We start from the raw sequence: 14080 nt of genomic DNA, 5'->3' as shown, positions 1-14080 counted from the left end.
GGAATGAGAGAGGACCATATGGACTCAACCCAACGCATCGCTCGCCTCATCGCGACCGAGATCAACGCCAGTCCCGCGCAGGTGACGGCGGCGGCCGAGCTTCTGGATGGGGGCGCGACAGTCCCCTTCGTGGCGCGTTACCGCAAGGAGGTGACGGGCGGGCTGGATGATACGCAACTGCGGAACCTGGCCGACCGTTTGGGTTATCTGCGCGAGATGGAGGCGCGACGCGAAACGATCCTCGGTTCGATCCGCGAGCAGGGCAAGCTGACCGACGAACTGGCCCGCGCCATCGCCGGAGCCGGGACCAAGGCCGCGCTCGAGGATATTTACCTGCCCTTCAAGCCCAAGCGCCGCACCAAGGCGATGATAGCCCGCGAGAACGGACTGGAACCCCTGCTGCGCGCGATTCAGGACGAACGCGGCGCAGATCCGCAGGAATTGGCACAGAGCTATGTGACCGAGGCGGTGCCGGATGTGAAAATGGCGCTGAACGGCGCGCGCGACATTCTGGTCGAGGAACTGTCCGAGAATGCCGCGCTGTTGGGGGCCTTGCGCGAATTCATGCGGACCGAGGCCTTTATCGCGGCCAAGGTTGTGACGGGCAAGGAAGAGGTGGGGGCAAAGTTCTCGGATTACTTCGACCATCGCGAGAAATGGGCCGATATACCCGCGCACCGGGCCTTGGCCATCCTGCGGGCCGCCAAGGAAGAGGTCGTGACCATCGACATCGCTCCCGATCCCGAGGCGGGGGCAGTGCGAGCCGAAGGAATCGTCGTGCAGGCCATGGGTAAGCTGGGCGATCAGCCGGGCGATCAATGGCTGCGGCAGGTCGCGGGATGGACCTGGCGGGTGCGATTGTCCAACACCATGTATATCGACCTGTTGACCGAATTGCGGCACCGCGCCCATGACGAGGCGATCCGGGTCTTCGGCCGCAACCTGCGGGATTTGCTGCTGGCCGCGCCTGCCGGCGCCAAGGCGACTATCGGGCTTGATCCCGGGATCCGCACCGGCGTCAAGCTGGCGGTGATCGATGCGACCGGCAAGCTGCTGGACACCGCGACTCTGTATCCCTTTCCGCCCAAGAAAGATGTTGCGGGGGCAGAGGCTACTCTGTTGGCGCTGATCTCGCGCCACGATGTGGATTTGATCGCCATCGGCAACGGCACCGCCAGCCGTGAGACCGAACGGCTGGTTGCCGATGTGTTGAAGCGTCTGCCCAAGGGGGTGAATGCCCCGACGAAAGTGGTTGTGTCCGAAGCGGGGGCCTCGGTCTATTCGGCCTCTGAACTGGCTGCCAAGGAATTCCCTGACCTGGACGTGTCGCTGCGTGGTGCGGTCTCGATTGCACGCCGCTTGCAGGATCCGCTGGCGGAACTGGTCAAGGTGCCGCCTGAATCGATCGGCGTCGGGCAGTATCAGCATGACGTGGACCAGCGGCAGTTGACCAAGGCGCTGGAAGCGGTTGTCGAGGACGCAGTGAACGCGGTCGGCGTCGACCTGAACACGGCGTCGAGCGCGTTGCTCGCGCATGTGGCCGGGTTGGGGCCGCGTCTTGCCGAATCGGTCGTGGCGCATCGCGACGGCAATGGCGCGTTCCGCTCGCGTGCGGCGCTGAAGGATGTGACGGGCCTTGGTCCCCGCGCCTATGAGCAATGCGCCGGCTTCCTGCGTATCCGCGAGGGCGACGAGCCGTTGGATGCTTCGGCGGTCCACCCCGAGGCTTATGGCGTGGCGCGCCGGATCGTGAAGGCTTGCGGTCGTGATATTCGCGCGATCATGGGCGACGGCTCGGCGCTGAAGGGCCTCAGGGCCGAGGATTTCGTGGATGCGCATTTCGGCCTGCCTACCATCCGCGACATTCTGACCGAGTTGGAAAAGCCGGGGCGGGATCCGCGTCCCAGCTTTGTCACTGCGTCATTCGCGGATGGGATCGAGGATATCAAGGACCTGCGTCCCGGCATGTCGCTGGAGGGCACGGTGACCAATGTTGCGGCCTTCGGGGCGTTCGTCGATATCGGCGTGCATCAGGACGGGCTGGTGCATATCAGCCAGCTTGCCGATCGTTTCGTCAAGGATCCGGGAGAGGTCGTCAAAGTCGGCGACGTGGTGAAGGTGCGGGTGACCGAGGTGGATATCCCCCGCAAGCGGATCGGGCTGACGATGCGCAAGGACGGCGGCGCCCCGACGGAACGCCGTGATCCGGGACAAAAGGGCAAGCCCGCGCAAAAAGTCAAGACGGGACAGGGCAGGTCCAAGGGCGGCAAAGCTGCAACGCAAGGCGATGGCGGGCAGGGGTCTTTCGGAGCCGCGCTGATGGACGCCATGCGTAAACGCTGAATCTGGAGGAAGAGATGACAGACGGCCCCGGTGATATCGCAGCTTCGGGCTGCTGGCTGGAAGACGAGAAGCACCGCGCTTACCTGGTGCGGGATGCGCGGTGGGCGCTGGATTTCTTCGATGCCAGCCCGCGCGAAACCGACGGTTTCCATACGCTGGATCTGGCAGGCAAGCCTCTGGCCGGAGGCGTGCGGGAATTGCATGTGACCACCCGGCTGGTGCATTCCTATGCGCTTGCGCAGATGGCTGGGCGAAAGGACCGTGCCAGGATCATCGATCAGGGAATGGCCTATCTGTGGCAGGGGCATCGTGACAGGCAGCATGGCGGTTATCTATGGGCGGTCGATGGCGATGGCGTGACCGATGGCACCAAGCTGGCCTATGGCCATGTCTTCGTGCTGCTGGCCGCGTCCAGCGCGAAAATGGCGGGCCACCCGGATGCCGACCGGTTGCTGGCCGACATCGCCGAAGTGCTGAACCGGCATTACTGGGACGAGGAGCACGGGCTGTTCCGCGACGAGTTCACCCGCGACTGGCAGCCCTTTTCGACCTATCGCGGCATGAACGCCAATATGCATGGTGTCGAGGCGCTGCTGACCGCTCATGAGGCAACGGGAGAGGGGGAGTATCTGGCCCGCGCCGGTCGTATCCTGAACTTTTTCATCGCCGGACAGGCAGCGAATGAGAACTGGCGCATCCCCGAGCATTACGACGAGAACTGGCAACCCGATCGTGGATATGCGGGAAATCCGATGTTCCGGCCTGCCGGAACCACTCCGGGTCATTCCTTCGAGATGGCGCGGTTGCTACTGCAATACTGGGATCTGGCGGGACGGCCGGATGCCGAGATGCCCACGCATGCACGCGCGCTGGTCGAACGTGCCCTGGCGGATGCCTGGAACGAGGAAAGGCAGGGCTTCGCCTACACGCTGAAATTCGGCGGAGAGGTCGATAATCCGGCCCGCTACTGGTGGCCGGTGACCGAAGCCATCGGGGCACTGGCCGCGCTGAGCAAGCTGGAGCGCCGGGACAGCGATGAAACCTGGTATCGGCGGCTCTGGCAATTTGCCGATTCTTGCCTGATCGATCATTCACGCGGCGGCTGGTTCCCCGAACTGGGTGAAGACAATCGTCCTGCAGCGACGCAATTCGCGGGCAAGCCGGATATCTACCACGCCTTGCAGGCTGATCTGCTGCCATTGGCACCCGGGCTGTCGCGCACGGCAGAGGCGTTGAGTGAAACCCGGCCGTTAGCCTGACGGGTAGGTATACCCCGGTCTTTGCGCTTGTTGCGCGGCGGTTCGCTTGCCGATGCGGACATTGCTCTGCTCGCCGCGGTTCGGTCTCGATCTGCCATTTCTCATTCATGAAAATATCCCCGGGGTCCGGGGTGGAACCCCGGGCTTCGCAGGACATGAATTCCGATAGCTACTCCGTCTCGCATCGGCTCCAGCAAAAGGCTGCTCACCCTGGCGTGGGCTTTGCGCAACATCCGGCCATAGTGAAATCAACCTACTGCCGTTTCACAACTTCACGGGGTATCCTGCGCAGATGCCTATTCTGTTTTTACTTCCCATCGCGGTGATCGCCGCATTGCTGGCAGGGTGGGACCGCCAGGGTCTGCCCCGCTTCCTGTTGTTGACGCTTGGCGTATTCGCAGCCGCAATTTGGCTGTGGGTCGCGATTGCCTTTCTCGCCGTGAACAGGCCACTGTGACGGATGACAGGTCTTGTCTCGCGGTATATTTCCCTTGCTCATGGAGGGGGATGAGCCCGTCAGGCAGGTCGTCGTTGGCGGCACTGTGCTGCGTGGCACTTGGCGCATGCGCCGGGACGGTTGTCCCGGATGGTTCCGCGCCAAGGGAAAGCCTGCGGGGAGAGGTGACTTGCCTTGGAACCACGGCGGAGATGAACGGCGCGGCGGTGCAATCCACTAACGCGACCCGTGGTCGCGGCGGACTGCCACCGCTCCGTCCCAGCATGGTGCTGGCCGAGGTGGCGGCCGGACATGCCTGCGATATGGCCAAGCGGGGGCGCATGAGCCATCGCGGCAATACGACCAGCGGTCCGGGTGACCGTGTGAAAGCCCGGGGGTACAGGCCGAGCATGACGGCCGAGAATATCGCAGCGGGCCCATATGAGCGGGATCAGGTTCTGCGGATCTGGGCCGGTTCAGGGGGGCATATCGACAATATCATGATCCCTCAGCTGCGGGATTTCGGAATCGGGCAGGCGATTGGCTCGGACGGGAAGACACACTATTGGTCAGCGGTTTACGCGGCGCCCGGATAACCGTTATTTAGTTTTTCCAGCGTCATTATCAGCTTCGGGATGCTGCCACTTTCCGCTGACTTGCCGACTCTTCCCGTCTGCGCGACGCTATGCCATGCTCGGTCATCGGAGGAGAGGACCATGGCGAATACAGATGGGGTGATGATTCATCCCGCCGTTGATAACGGCATCAAGCAAACCGACTCGAATTTTTCGGGCGGAGTCCTGAGTTGTCATTGCAGCACCAATCCGGTCAAAGTTCGCATCAATGCCCAAACGGCGCATAACCATGTTTGCGGCTGCACCAAATGCTGGAAACCGGAAGGGGCGGTCTTCAGCCAGATCGCCGTCGTCTCGCGAGACGCGGTCGAGGTGATCGAAAACGAAGACAAGCTGGAAATCGTGAATGCCGACGCACCGATTCAGCGGCACCGCTGTCGGGATTGCGGCGTGCATATGTATGGTCGGATCGAGAACACGGATCATCCGTTTCACGGTCTGGATTTCGTGCATACGGAACTGTCATCCGAGGATGGCTGGTCAGCGCCGGAATTCGCGGCTTTTGTCAGCTCGGTCATCGAGTCCGGGGTAGACCCGTCGCGGATGGACGGCATTCGGGCGCGCCTGCGCGAGTTGGGCCTGCACCCTTTTGACACATTGTCGCCGCCGCTGATGGACGCGATCGCATCGCATGTGGCGAAAAGCTCTGGTGTCGTCAGTAGAGCCGCGCCGCGAGAAGAGCCGCCTGCCACGGCTCAGAGCGAGGAGGCGGCAGGGTCAAGTGCAACGCAAGGCGCAGCCGCGGCCAGCGCGCCGCAGCCTGCCGAAACCGGTTCGATCTTCAGCAAGCTTTTGAATCGCTTGTTCGGAGGCGGCCGCTAAAAGGATCAGGCGCGGCTGCGCAGGAGGCCCATGATCTCTTTCGTGCGTTCGAGAATCGGGGTTGCCAGTTCATCCGCGCGGTTAGCGCCATCGCCCAGGATCCGGTCGATCTCGGCCGGATCGTCCATGAATTCGCTCATCTTGCGGGTGATCGGTGAAAGCGCCTCGACGGCGACTTCCGCCAACGCAGGCTTGAATGCGCCAAAGCCCTGCCCTTCGAACCGGGCGAGAACCTGGTCTGGGGTCTGATCCGCGAGGGCAGCAAAGATATTGACCAGATTCCGCGCCTCGGGACGATCCTTGAGGCCCTCGATGCTGCCGGGCAATGGCTCGGCATCGGTGCGGGCCTTGCGGATCTTTTGCGCGATGGCATCGGCATCGTCAGTCAGGTTGATACGGCTGGCATCCGACGGATCGGATTTGGACATCTTCTTCGAGCCGTCGCGTAGCGACATGACACGGGTGGCGACGCCTTCGATCAAAGGCTCGGTCAGTGGGAAATGCTCGACCTTGTAGTCATGGTTGAACTTGGCGGCGATGTCGCGGGTCAGTTCCAGATGCTGCTTCTGATCTTCGCCCACGGGAACGGCGGTGGCCTGGTAGACCAGGATGTCGGCCGCCATCAGCGCCGGATAGGCCAGCAGGCCGAGACTGGCATTCTCGCTGTTTTTGCCCGCCTTGTCCTTGAACTGGGTCATCCGGTACATCCAGCCGACCCGCGCCACGGTGTTGAACAGCCACGCCAATTCGGCATGGGCGCTGACCTGCGACTGGTTGAACAGGATCGACTGTCGAGGATCGACGCCCGAGGCCATGAAGGCCGCAGCGCCTTCGCGGATACGCTGGCGCAGGATATCCGGCTCCTGCCAGACGGTGATCGCGTGCAGGTCGACGATGCAGTAGATCGTCTCTGAGCCGCTGCCCTGTAGTGCCGCGAAACGCTTCAACGCGCCCAGATAATTCCCGAGTGTCAGCCCGCCCGAGGGTTGAATCCCCGAAAAGATGCGGGGGGTAAAGCGCGTATTGCTTGTCTCGCTCATGTCTGGCCTGCTTGGCATTTCATCGAGCTTGGCTTAGCTGTTGGCCGCCGCAACCGCAACCGTGAAGGAGCGCCCATGCACCAGGGGACCAATGAATCACCCATCAACCCGCTGCCCGCCGTCGTTTGGCTGCTGGCGATGCCCATCATTGCCAGCGAGGCGGTATTCGGCTTGGGCCGACTCGGGCTGATCGGTGGGGCCGAAGGGGTGGGGCTGCGTCTGTCCGGGCTGCAGATGAGCGCCTATGCGCCCGAAATGGTGGAACGGATGTGGGCCATGGGTGCCATCGATTGGGGACAGGTTTACCGGCTGCTAAGCTATCCCTTCGTCAATTCCTCGATGGTACAGGCTTTGTTTGTGCTGGCCTTCACGCTGGCGCTCGGCAATCTGGTCGCGCGGGAGTTCCGGCCCTGGGCGGTCATCGCGCTGTATCTGGGATCGGCGGTTGGCGGGGCGCTGGTCTATACCGTGGCGATGTCCTTCCTGCCGGGACGGCCCGCGCCGCTGATCGGCGGCTATCCTGCTATCTATGGCCTGGTCGGCGCCTTTACCTTCCTGCTCTGGACAAGATTGGCTGCGGCGAACGCGAACCGGATGCGCGCCTTCACGCTGATTGGCATGCTGCTACTGTTTCAACTGGTTTTCGGTATCGTCTTCGGTGGCACGGGTTATGGCTGGATCGCCGAAATATCCGGTTTCGCAATGGGCTTCGGGTTGAGCTTCCTGCTGGTCGATGGCGGGGTGGCGCGGGCCTTGCGGCAGCTTCGGCAACGGTGACGTCGTGACGATACGGGCAGGGGCTTACCCTCGTCTGTTCTTCTTCATGCAAATATCCACCGGGGTCGTCGGGTGGTGCGCCACTGGTTCGAGAACCACCCGGCGACGGGGCGAAGCGCCCCCGGGCATCGCGGGGCGCAATGAGCAGCCGGTTCCATTTGGCCCCGACCTTTCCTATCGACGAACCGCGGCCTTCAATTCCGACAACCGATAGGCGCCGGTGACGAAGGCCAGGGTAAAATAGATCGCGGCGCCGCCGAAGACGAGGATCGCAAGTCCAAGGATGCGGCCGATTCCCGCGGCGTCGATCCAGCTCTCCATGAACCAAAGGGCGAAGGCCATCAATGCAGCGGCCAGTGCGATCCGTGGGGCTGCACGCAGCAGGCGAGCATCGGCGCGGGCAGCCTGCCCCATGTTGCGGGTGCCCCACCAAAGCTGACCGACCATGACCCATGCCGCGACCGTCGTACCGATCGCGGCCGCGAGGAAGCCGATCATCGACATCAACCCGAAGGCGACGACTGCGTTCACAACCATCGACATGGCGGCGAAGCGGAACGGGGTCCTGGTATCCTCGCGCGCGAAATAGAGCGGCTGCAGGATCTTCTGTAGCACGAAAGCGGGCAGGCCAAGGGCGTAGACGATCAGCGCCTTGGCAGTCTGGCTGGTGTCATGGGCCGTGAATTCGCCCCGCTCGAATAGTGTCGCGACCATCGGTTCCGCGATCACGGCGATGGCAAAGGCGGCGGGCAAGGTCAGGAACAGCCCGAATTCAGTGGCGCGGGAATAGGCGGATTGACCGCCCGCGTGATCCTCGGCCCGCAGGCGGCGGGCCAGCTCCGGCAACAGGACCACGGCGACTGCCGCGCCGACAACGCCGAGCGGCAGTTGATAGAGGCGGTCGGAAAAGGCGAGCCAGCCGATAGCACCCTCGAAACGCGAGCCGACCTGGCGTCCGATCAGCAGGTTGAGCTGTACCACGCCCCCGGCAAAGGCGGCGGGTAGGGCCACGGCCAGGAGCCGGCGCATATCGGGCGAGAAGCGTGGGCGGCGCGGCCAGAAGGTCCAGCCATTGCGATGCGCGTCCCACCAGACGAGCCCGAGTTGCGAGATCCCGGTCAGCGGGGTGGCCCATGCCAGCGTCAGCCCCAGATCCCAGCCCAGCCAACGGCCCAGCCCCATCGCCACGATGAACAGCAGGTTCAGCAGGACGGGCGCTGCCGCGGCGGCGGTGAAGCGGCCATTGGCGTTCAGCACGCCCGAGATCATCGAGGCCATCGAGATCAGCAGGATATAGGGAAAGGTGATGCGGCCATATTCCACGGCCAGCGCAAAGCGTTCATCTCCGGCAAAACCCGATGCCATCAGCCAGACCAGTCCCGGCATGGCGATCATCGCCAACGCGGTCAGGACCAGAACGACCGTGAACAAACCCGAAAATGCTTGGGCAGCAAATCGCTCGGCATCGGCACGGTCTTCCAGTTTCTTGGAAAAGATCGGCACGAACGCGGTATTGAACGCGCCTTCCGCGAAAAAGCGGCGGAACATGTTGGGCAGGGACAGGGCGATCAGGAATGCCTCGGCCACTGGGCCGGTGCCAAGCCATGCCGCGATCAGGATGTCGCGGATGAAACCCGACACGCGGGAAATGAAGGTCCAGATCCCGACCGACAGGAACCCGCGCACCAGCCCCGATTTCATTCGCCTATTCCTCTGCCCGTTTTGCCCCATCGGCGATTGCCGAGCGCAGTTTCTTTTCCAGCGAGAGACGCTTGGTCTCGCTGTGCAGCTTCAGTCCGAACATGTCCTTGACGTAGAAACTGTCAACCACCTGCGCGCCATAGGTGGCGATCACCGCGCTCACGATCTGGATATGATTGACTGCGAGCGTCCGGGTCAGGTCGTAAAGCAGGCCCGGACGGTCACGCGTATCGACCTCGATGATCGTGTAGATGTCGCTGCCCTCGTTATCGAAGGTGACATGGGTCGGGAACCTGAATTCCCGGTTTCGCTTTCTCGGCTTGTCGCGGGTGGCGAAAGCGTCGCGCGTGACGATTTCTCCTTTCAGCGTGCGCAGGATGGTCTGGCGCAGGCGCGGCAGCCGGTCCTCGGCGAAAGGGTGGCCCTCGGCGTCCTGAATCCAGAAGACTGCCGTGGCATAGCCGTCGCGGGTCGTGTAGGTGCGCGCATCCACGACATTCGCCCCCATCAGTGTCAGTGCCCCGCAAAGGCGTGAAAAGATGCCCGGATGGTCGGCCAGCACGAAAGCCGTGCGGGTCGCGTCACGATCGATATCGGGATGCAGATCGATACGGATCTCGTCATGACCGATCTGGTGCAAAAGCTGAGCGAAAACCGCCTGTGTCTCGGTCGGCAATCCGGGCCAATAGGCATCGTAATGGCGTGCGATCTCCGAGCGGATCGCCTTGGCTTCCCATCCCTTGGCGATCAGCAGATGACGCAAGGCGCGTTTTGCCTCGTTCTGACGCTTGTCGCGGTTCAGTTCTTCCAGCCCGTTATCCAGGGCGGCGGCGGTCTCTTGGTGAAGCCTGCGCAGCAGAACTGCTTTCCAGTTGTTCCATGTATTCGGCCCGACACCGCGAATGTCGCAGGTGGTCAGCACCAAAAGCAGGTCCAGCCGCTTGCGGGTTTTCACCGCCTTGGCGAAATCGCGCAGGGTGCGGGGATCCGAGATGTCGCGCTTCTGCGCCACGTCCGACATCAGCAGGTGATTGCGCACCAGCCATTCCACCGTCTCCACATCCTCGGGAGAAAAGCCGAAGCGGGTGGCTATGCGGCGGGCGATACGGGCGCCGAGGATCGAGTGATCCTCGGGCCGGCCCTTGCCGATATCATGCAGTAGGGTCGCCAGGTAGAGGACCCGGCGGTTGATGCCCTCCTCGATGATCTCGCTGGACAGCGGCAGGTCCTCGGGATGCTCGCCCCGTTCGATCTCGGCCAGGGCGGCGACGCATTGGATGGAATGCTCGTCCACAGTGTAGTGGTGATACAGGTTGAACTGCATCATCGCCACGACCGGCTCGAATTCCGGGATGAAGGCGGCCAACACGCCAAGCTCGTTCATCCGGCGCAGCGAGCGTTCGGGATTGCCGTGCTTGAGCAAAAGGTCCATGAAGATGCGGATCGCCTCGGGAGCCGAGCGGACATTTTCGTCGATCAGATCCAGATTGGACGCGACAAGGCGCATGGCGTCGGGATGGATCAGGATGCCGGTGCGCAGCGCCTCTTCGAACAGGCGCAGGATGTTCAGCGGGTCCTGGAGGAACGCGGTCTCGTCCTGGATCGCCAACCGACCATGCTGATCGATAAAGCCTGCCTTCAGCTTGCGCCGCCTGCGGAAGAGGCGGCCGAGGAATGGCGCGCTGCGGACATGCCGCGACTCGAGTTCGGTCAGGAAAACCCGTGTCAGTTCGCCGACGCGTGTGGCGTGGCGGAAGTAATCCTGCATGAAATACTCGACCCCGCGCCGGGCGGCGCTGTCGGCATAGCCCATGCGTTTCGCCACCTCGACCTGCATGTCGAAGGACAGCATGTCCACAGGCCGACCGGCGATCAGGTGAAGATGACAGCGTACCGCCCAGAGGAAATCCTCGGCTTGCCAGAAGGCAAGATGCTCTTCGCGGGAAAACACACCCAGATCGACCAGTTCCACGGCGCGATCGACATGGTGGATATATTTCGCGATCCAGTAGAGAGTCTGCAGATCGCGCAACCCGCCCTTGCCCTCCTTGACGTTGGGCTCAAGCACATAGCGCTGACCGCCCTGCCGCTGGTGCCGAGCATCCCGTTCCTCCAGTTTGGCCTCGACGAATTCGGGAACGGTCTTATTGAACAGTTCCGACCATAGCCGGGCGTCTAGTTCCTGCGCCAGTGGGGCATGGCCAGTGACGAGCCGGTGCTCCACCAGAGAGGTACGGATCGTCATGTCGCTGGTGCCGAGGCGCAGGCAATCATCGACGGTGCGGATCGAATGGCCGATCTTCAGTTTCAGGTCCCAGAGCATGTAGAGCATGGATTCGACCACGCTCTCTGCCCAGGGGGTGATCTTGTAGGGGGTGAGGAACAACAGGTCGACATCGGACGCCGGAGCCATCTCGGCCCTGCCATACCCCCCTACAGCCAGAACGGCCAACCGCTCGGCATCAGAGGAAGAGTGCAGTGGGTGCAGATGGGTTATGGCGACGTGGTGGATGGCCGTGACGATGCCATCGGTCAGCATTGCGATGGCGCGGACGGATTCGCGCGCGGCGCGCGGATGGCCCTGAAAGCCAGCCTCGATATCGGCCATCGCAGTGGCGCGCGCATCGGCCAGCGCCGAGACCGTCGCGACCCGGATGTCGCGTGGCTGATCCAGCTCCGACAATATTGCGTCAAGCTGGGGCAGGAAATTGTCGGGATCGAATATGGCATGCGCCCCGGGCAGTGCCGGGGCGCTTTGAACGACGGTGTCGGTGTTCGCGTCGCTCAAGATCAGAAGCCGAAGCCGCCAAAGCCGCGGGGAGCCGGATCAAGGACAACCAACTGGTTGCCGCGGATCGTTGCCACGGCCAGTCCCCGTTCGACCGTGCGGTCGGGCCGGAGCCGGAATACCCCGCCGACACCCGAGAAGCCCGAGCGCTGAGTCAGTCCGCTGGTGGTCAGGGCATTGCGCTTGCCGGCGCGAACCTGCGAGGCGATCGCCGCGATGCTGTCATAGGCAAGGCTGGCCAGATCATGCGGGGCTTCGCCATAAGCGGCCTGGTAGCGGGCGTTGAACTGCTGAGCGAGCCTCTGATCGGGTATCGCGAACCAGCCATTCTGCAATTGTTGCAACGTCATGCGCGACCTGGGCTCGTCCCAACGTGTCAGCCCCATGAACTGGGTAACCTGCGAGGTGACGCCGGCGGCCGCCAGCTTCTCAGTGAGATAGGGCAGCACCGCCTGATGATTGGCGGTCATGAAGATCGCATCCACCTGACCCGATTTGGCTGCCGCGGTGATCTGCGGGGTGACGGAGTCGATGCCGGTGATCGAGACCGGGTGATTGCTACGCCCGGCCAGGCGCGCGCCATTGCGGGCGATGGCGGCTTCGATGGCACGCCCCCCGATCTGGCCTGCGACGTCGTTCTCGGCCACGACATAGACATCGCGTTTGCCCTGGCGAACACCATAGCCAACCAGCCGGTTGGCGATATTGGCGAAATTGGTGCCCATCACGAAGACATTGCCACCCGCGACCTCGGTGTTGTTGGAGAAGGACAGGACGTTGATATTGCGAGGCATCATGGCGTTGCCGACGGCATTCGCAGCTTCGGCGTAAAGCGGACCGACGATGATCTTGGCCCCGGCATCGGCGGCGGCATTCGCCCGTGCTACGGCTTGTTCGGTGCTTCCGCCGGTATCGTAAATGCTGAGATCGATGCTCGCTCCCTGGGCATCGGCGGCAGCCATCCGGGCGGCGTTCTTCAGGCTGCGCGCCAGGGTTTCGATACTGGGGTTGCCGCTGCCTCCGGGTACGAGCAATGCCACCTTCACCGGCTGGTTCGGGTCGATCATCTGGCCGGCCTCCGGCCCCACCGACGTCACATTGCCCCCACCGGTCGGCTCGCAAGCGGCGATGACGAAAGCGGACAGAATGGCCCCGGTGCGCAATGCCAGGCGGCGAAACATCTCTGGTCCCCGGCTTGTGATAATTGCGGACATGTGAAATTTCCCTGATGTAATGTAGATATCGGCGGATCACGGGCAGCGTATGTCTATCGCCCGCGAATGGCAATCAGGCGGAAGGTCCGAGAGCGACAAAAGGAGATGCCTGTGAGCGAATATCCGGCAAGCAGAAACCAAGGCGAGCGCCCGAAAGCGGATGAGCCGCCCCGACGTATCGCGGCGCATGTCGAGGCAGTCACGCTGGAGCCGGGCCTTCACCTGGTCGCCACTCCGATCGGCGCGGCGCGGGACATCACCCTGCATGCGCTGGACGTGCTGAATTCGGCGGAATTGCTGGCGGCCGAGGATACAAGGGTGATGCGGCACCTGATGGACATCCACGGTGTGCCCCTGCGCGGGCGCAGGATCATAGCCTATCACGATCACAATGCGGAACGGCAGCGTCCGGCGATTCTGGCCGCGCTGCGCGATGACCGCAGCGTGGCCTATGCGTCGGATGCGGGCACGCCTCTGGTGGCCGATCCCGGTTACCGGCTGGCACGGGATGCTGCGGCACAGGGCAGCCGCGTGCATGTGGTTCCCGGCCCCTCAGCCGCGCTGGCCGCACTGAGCCTGTCGGGCCTGCCAAGCGATCGCTTCCTGTTTGCCGGCTTCCCGCCCTCGACCAAGGCGGCACGGGCGTCATGGTTACGGCAATGGGCGATGATCGATGCAACCGTGATCCTGTTCGAAAGCCCGAGGCGGGTTAACCAGACAGTGCAAGAGTTGTTCGAAATCGAGGCGAATCGAGTTATCGTGATGGCCCGGGAACTGACAAAGAAATTTGAAGAGGTGATTCGGGGAACGGCGGCAGAATTGGCGGCCGATCCACGTATGAAGAACCTGAAGGGCGAGGTGGTCCTGATCCTAGATCGACCGACTCCGGTTGTCGCCGGTGAGGATCAGGTCCGGGCGGCTCTGCAGGAAAGGCTGAAGAACATGACGGTCAAGGATGCTGCACGAGAGGTGGCGCGCGATCTGGGGCTGCGCAGAAGAGATGTGTATCAGGCAGCTCTTGCTCTCTCGGCGAGGGACGGGACCTGCGAGGATTAAGGCGATTTC

10 protein-coding genes and 1 pseudogene are annotated in these 14080 nt (G+C 62.9%); 7 read left to right on the top strand and 4 right to left on the bottom strand.

What is annotated here, in order from left to right; genetic code table 11:
- The first annotated feature begins 18 nt into the window (after window positions 1-18).
- From JHX88_RS18620 to gfa, 5 genes and pseudogenes are all read left to right on the top strand, one after another.
- Window positions 19-2343, top strand: a complete 2325-nt coding sequence (locus JHX88_RS18620; protein WP_076528192.1) for a Tex family protein — start codon at window positions 19-21, stop codon at window positions 2341-2343.
- A gap of 14 nt (window positions 2344-2357) precedes the next feature.
- Window positions 2358-3602 (top strand): AGE family epimerase/isomerase, encoded by a 1245-nt coding sequence (locus JHX88_RS18615; protein WP_076528194.1) that lies wholly within the window; start codon window positions 2358-2360, stop codon window positions 3600-3602.
- 292 nt (window positions 3603-3894) lie between these two features.
- Window positions 3895-4059, top strand: a complete 165-nt coding sequence (locus tag JHX88_RS18610) for a hypothetical protein (RefSeq protein ID WP_176011498.1) — start codon at window positions 3895-3897, stop codon at window positions 4057-4059.
- 50 nt (window positions 4060-4109) lie between these two features.
- Window positions 4110-4634, top strand: coding sequence for a CAP domain-containing protein (locus JHX88_RS18605; RefSeq protein ID WP_272848103.1), 525 nt, complete (start codon window positions 4110-4112; stop codon window positions 4632-4634).
- Between the two features lie 120 nt (window positions 4635-4754).
- A pseudogene (gene gfa, locus JHX88_RS18600) lies at window positions 4755-5330 on the top strand (S-(hydroxymethyl)glutathione synthase); the annotation flags it as partial.
- Window positions 5331-5500: 170 nt separating this feature from the next.
- On the opposite strand, the gene trpS reads toward gfa, so the two are convergent.
- Window positions 5501-6535, bottom strand: a complete 1035-nt coding sequence (gene trpS, locus JHX88_RS18595) for a tryptophan--tRNA ligase (RefSeq protein WP_076528196.1) — start codon at window positions 6533-6535, stop codon at window positions 5501-5503.
- A gap of 75 nt (window positions 6536-6610) precedes the next feature.
- Between trpS and JHX88_RS18590 the strand changes: the two genes are divergently transcribed.
- Window positions 6611-7312: a rhomboid family intramembrane serine protease gene (locus JHX88_RS18590; RefSeq protein WP_076528198.1), complete on the top strand. Its 702-nt coding sequence runs from the start codon at window positions 6611-6613 to the stop codon at window positions 7310-7312.
- A gap of 174 nt (window positions 7313-7486) precedes the next feature.
- Here the strand turns inward: JHX88_RS18590 and murJ are convergent, their stop codons facing one another.
- Genes murJ through JHX88_RS18575 form a run of 3 tightly spaced genes read right to left on the bottom strand, consistent with a single transcriptional unit; the run spans window position 7487 to window position 13015 of the window.
- Window positions 7487-9013 (bottom strand): murein biosynthesis integral membrane protein MurJ, encoded by a 1527-nt coding sequence (murJ, locus tag JHX88_RS18585; RefSeq protein ID WP_076528200.1) that lies wholly within the window; start codon window positions 9011-9013, stop codon window positions 7487-7489.
- Window positions 9014-9017: 4 nt separating this feature from the next.
- Window positions 9018-11756 (bottom strand): [protein-PII] uridylyltransferase, encoded by a 2739-nt coding sequence (locus tag JHX88_RS18580; protein ID WP_419182371.1) that lies wholly within the window; start codon window positions 11754-11756, stop codon window positions 9018-9020.
- A gap of 47 nt (window positions 11757-11803) precedes the next feature.
- Window positions 11804-13015 (bottom strand): penicillin-binding protein activator, encoded by a 1212-nt coding sequence (locus tag JHX88_RS18575; RefSeq protein WP_076528204.1) that lies wholly within the window; start codon window positions 13013-13015, stop codon window positions 11804-11806.
- 177 nt (window positions 13016-13192) lie between these two features.
- Here JHX88_RS18575 and rsmI point away from each other — a divergent pair, with 177 nt between their 5' ends.
- A complete protein-coding gene (rsmI, locus tag JHX88_RS18570) occupies window positions 13193-14071 on the top strand; it encodes a 16S rRNA (cytidine(1402)-2'-O)-methyltransferase (protein WP_076528257.1) in 879 nt (292 codons plus the stop codon).
- The last annotated feature ends 9 nt before the right edge of the window (window positions 14072-14080 follow it).

This window comes from Paracoccus saliphilus, assembly GCF_028553805.1.
Lineage (GTDB): Bacteria > Pseudomonadota > Alphaproteobacteria > Rhodobacterales > Rhodobacteraceae > Paracoccus > Paracoccus saliphilus.
Note: the sequence above shows the minus strand (reverse complement) of the source record. Positions and strands in the feature narration are given on the sequence as shown.

Bases quoted from the DNA above. Each gene is read 5' to 3' on its own strand.
- JHX88_RS18615 (WP_076528194.1), top strand. From the start codon at position 2,358: ATGACAGACGGCCCCGGTGATATCGCAGCTTCGGGCTGCTGGCTGGAA.
- trpS (WP_076528196.1), bottom strand. From the start codon at position 6,535: ATGAGCGAGACAAGCAATACGCGCTTTACCCCCCGCATCTTTTCGGGG.
- JHX88_RS18610 (WP_176011498.1), top strand. From the start codon at position 3,895: ATGCCTATTCTGTTTTTACTTCCCATCGCGGTGATCGCCGCATTGCTG.
- JHX88_RS18575 (WP_076528204.1), bottom strand. From the start codon at position 13,015: ATGTCCGCAATTATCACAAGCCGGGGACCAGAGATGTTTCGCCGCCTG.
- JHX88_RS18620 (WP_076528192.1), top strand. From the start codon at position 19: ATGGACTCAACCCAACGCATCGCTCGCCTCATCGCGACCGAGATCAAC.
- murJ (WP_076528200.1), bottom strand. From the start codon at position 9,013: ATGAAATCGGGGCTGGTGCGCGGGTTCCTGTCGGTCGGGATCTGGACC.
- JHX88_RS18605 (WP_272848103.1), top strand. From the start codon at position 4,110: ATGAGCCCGTCAGGCAGGTCGTCGTTGGCGGCACTGTGCTGCGTGGCA.
- JHX88_RS18590 (WP_076528198.1), top strand. From the start codon at position 6,611: ATGCACCAGGGGACCAATGAATCACCCATCAACCCGCTGCCCGCCGTC.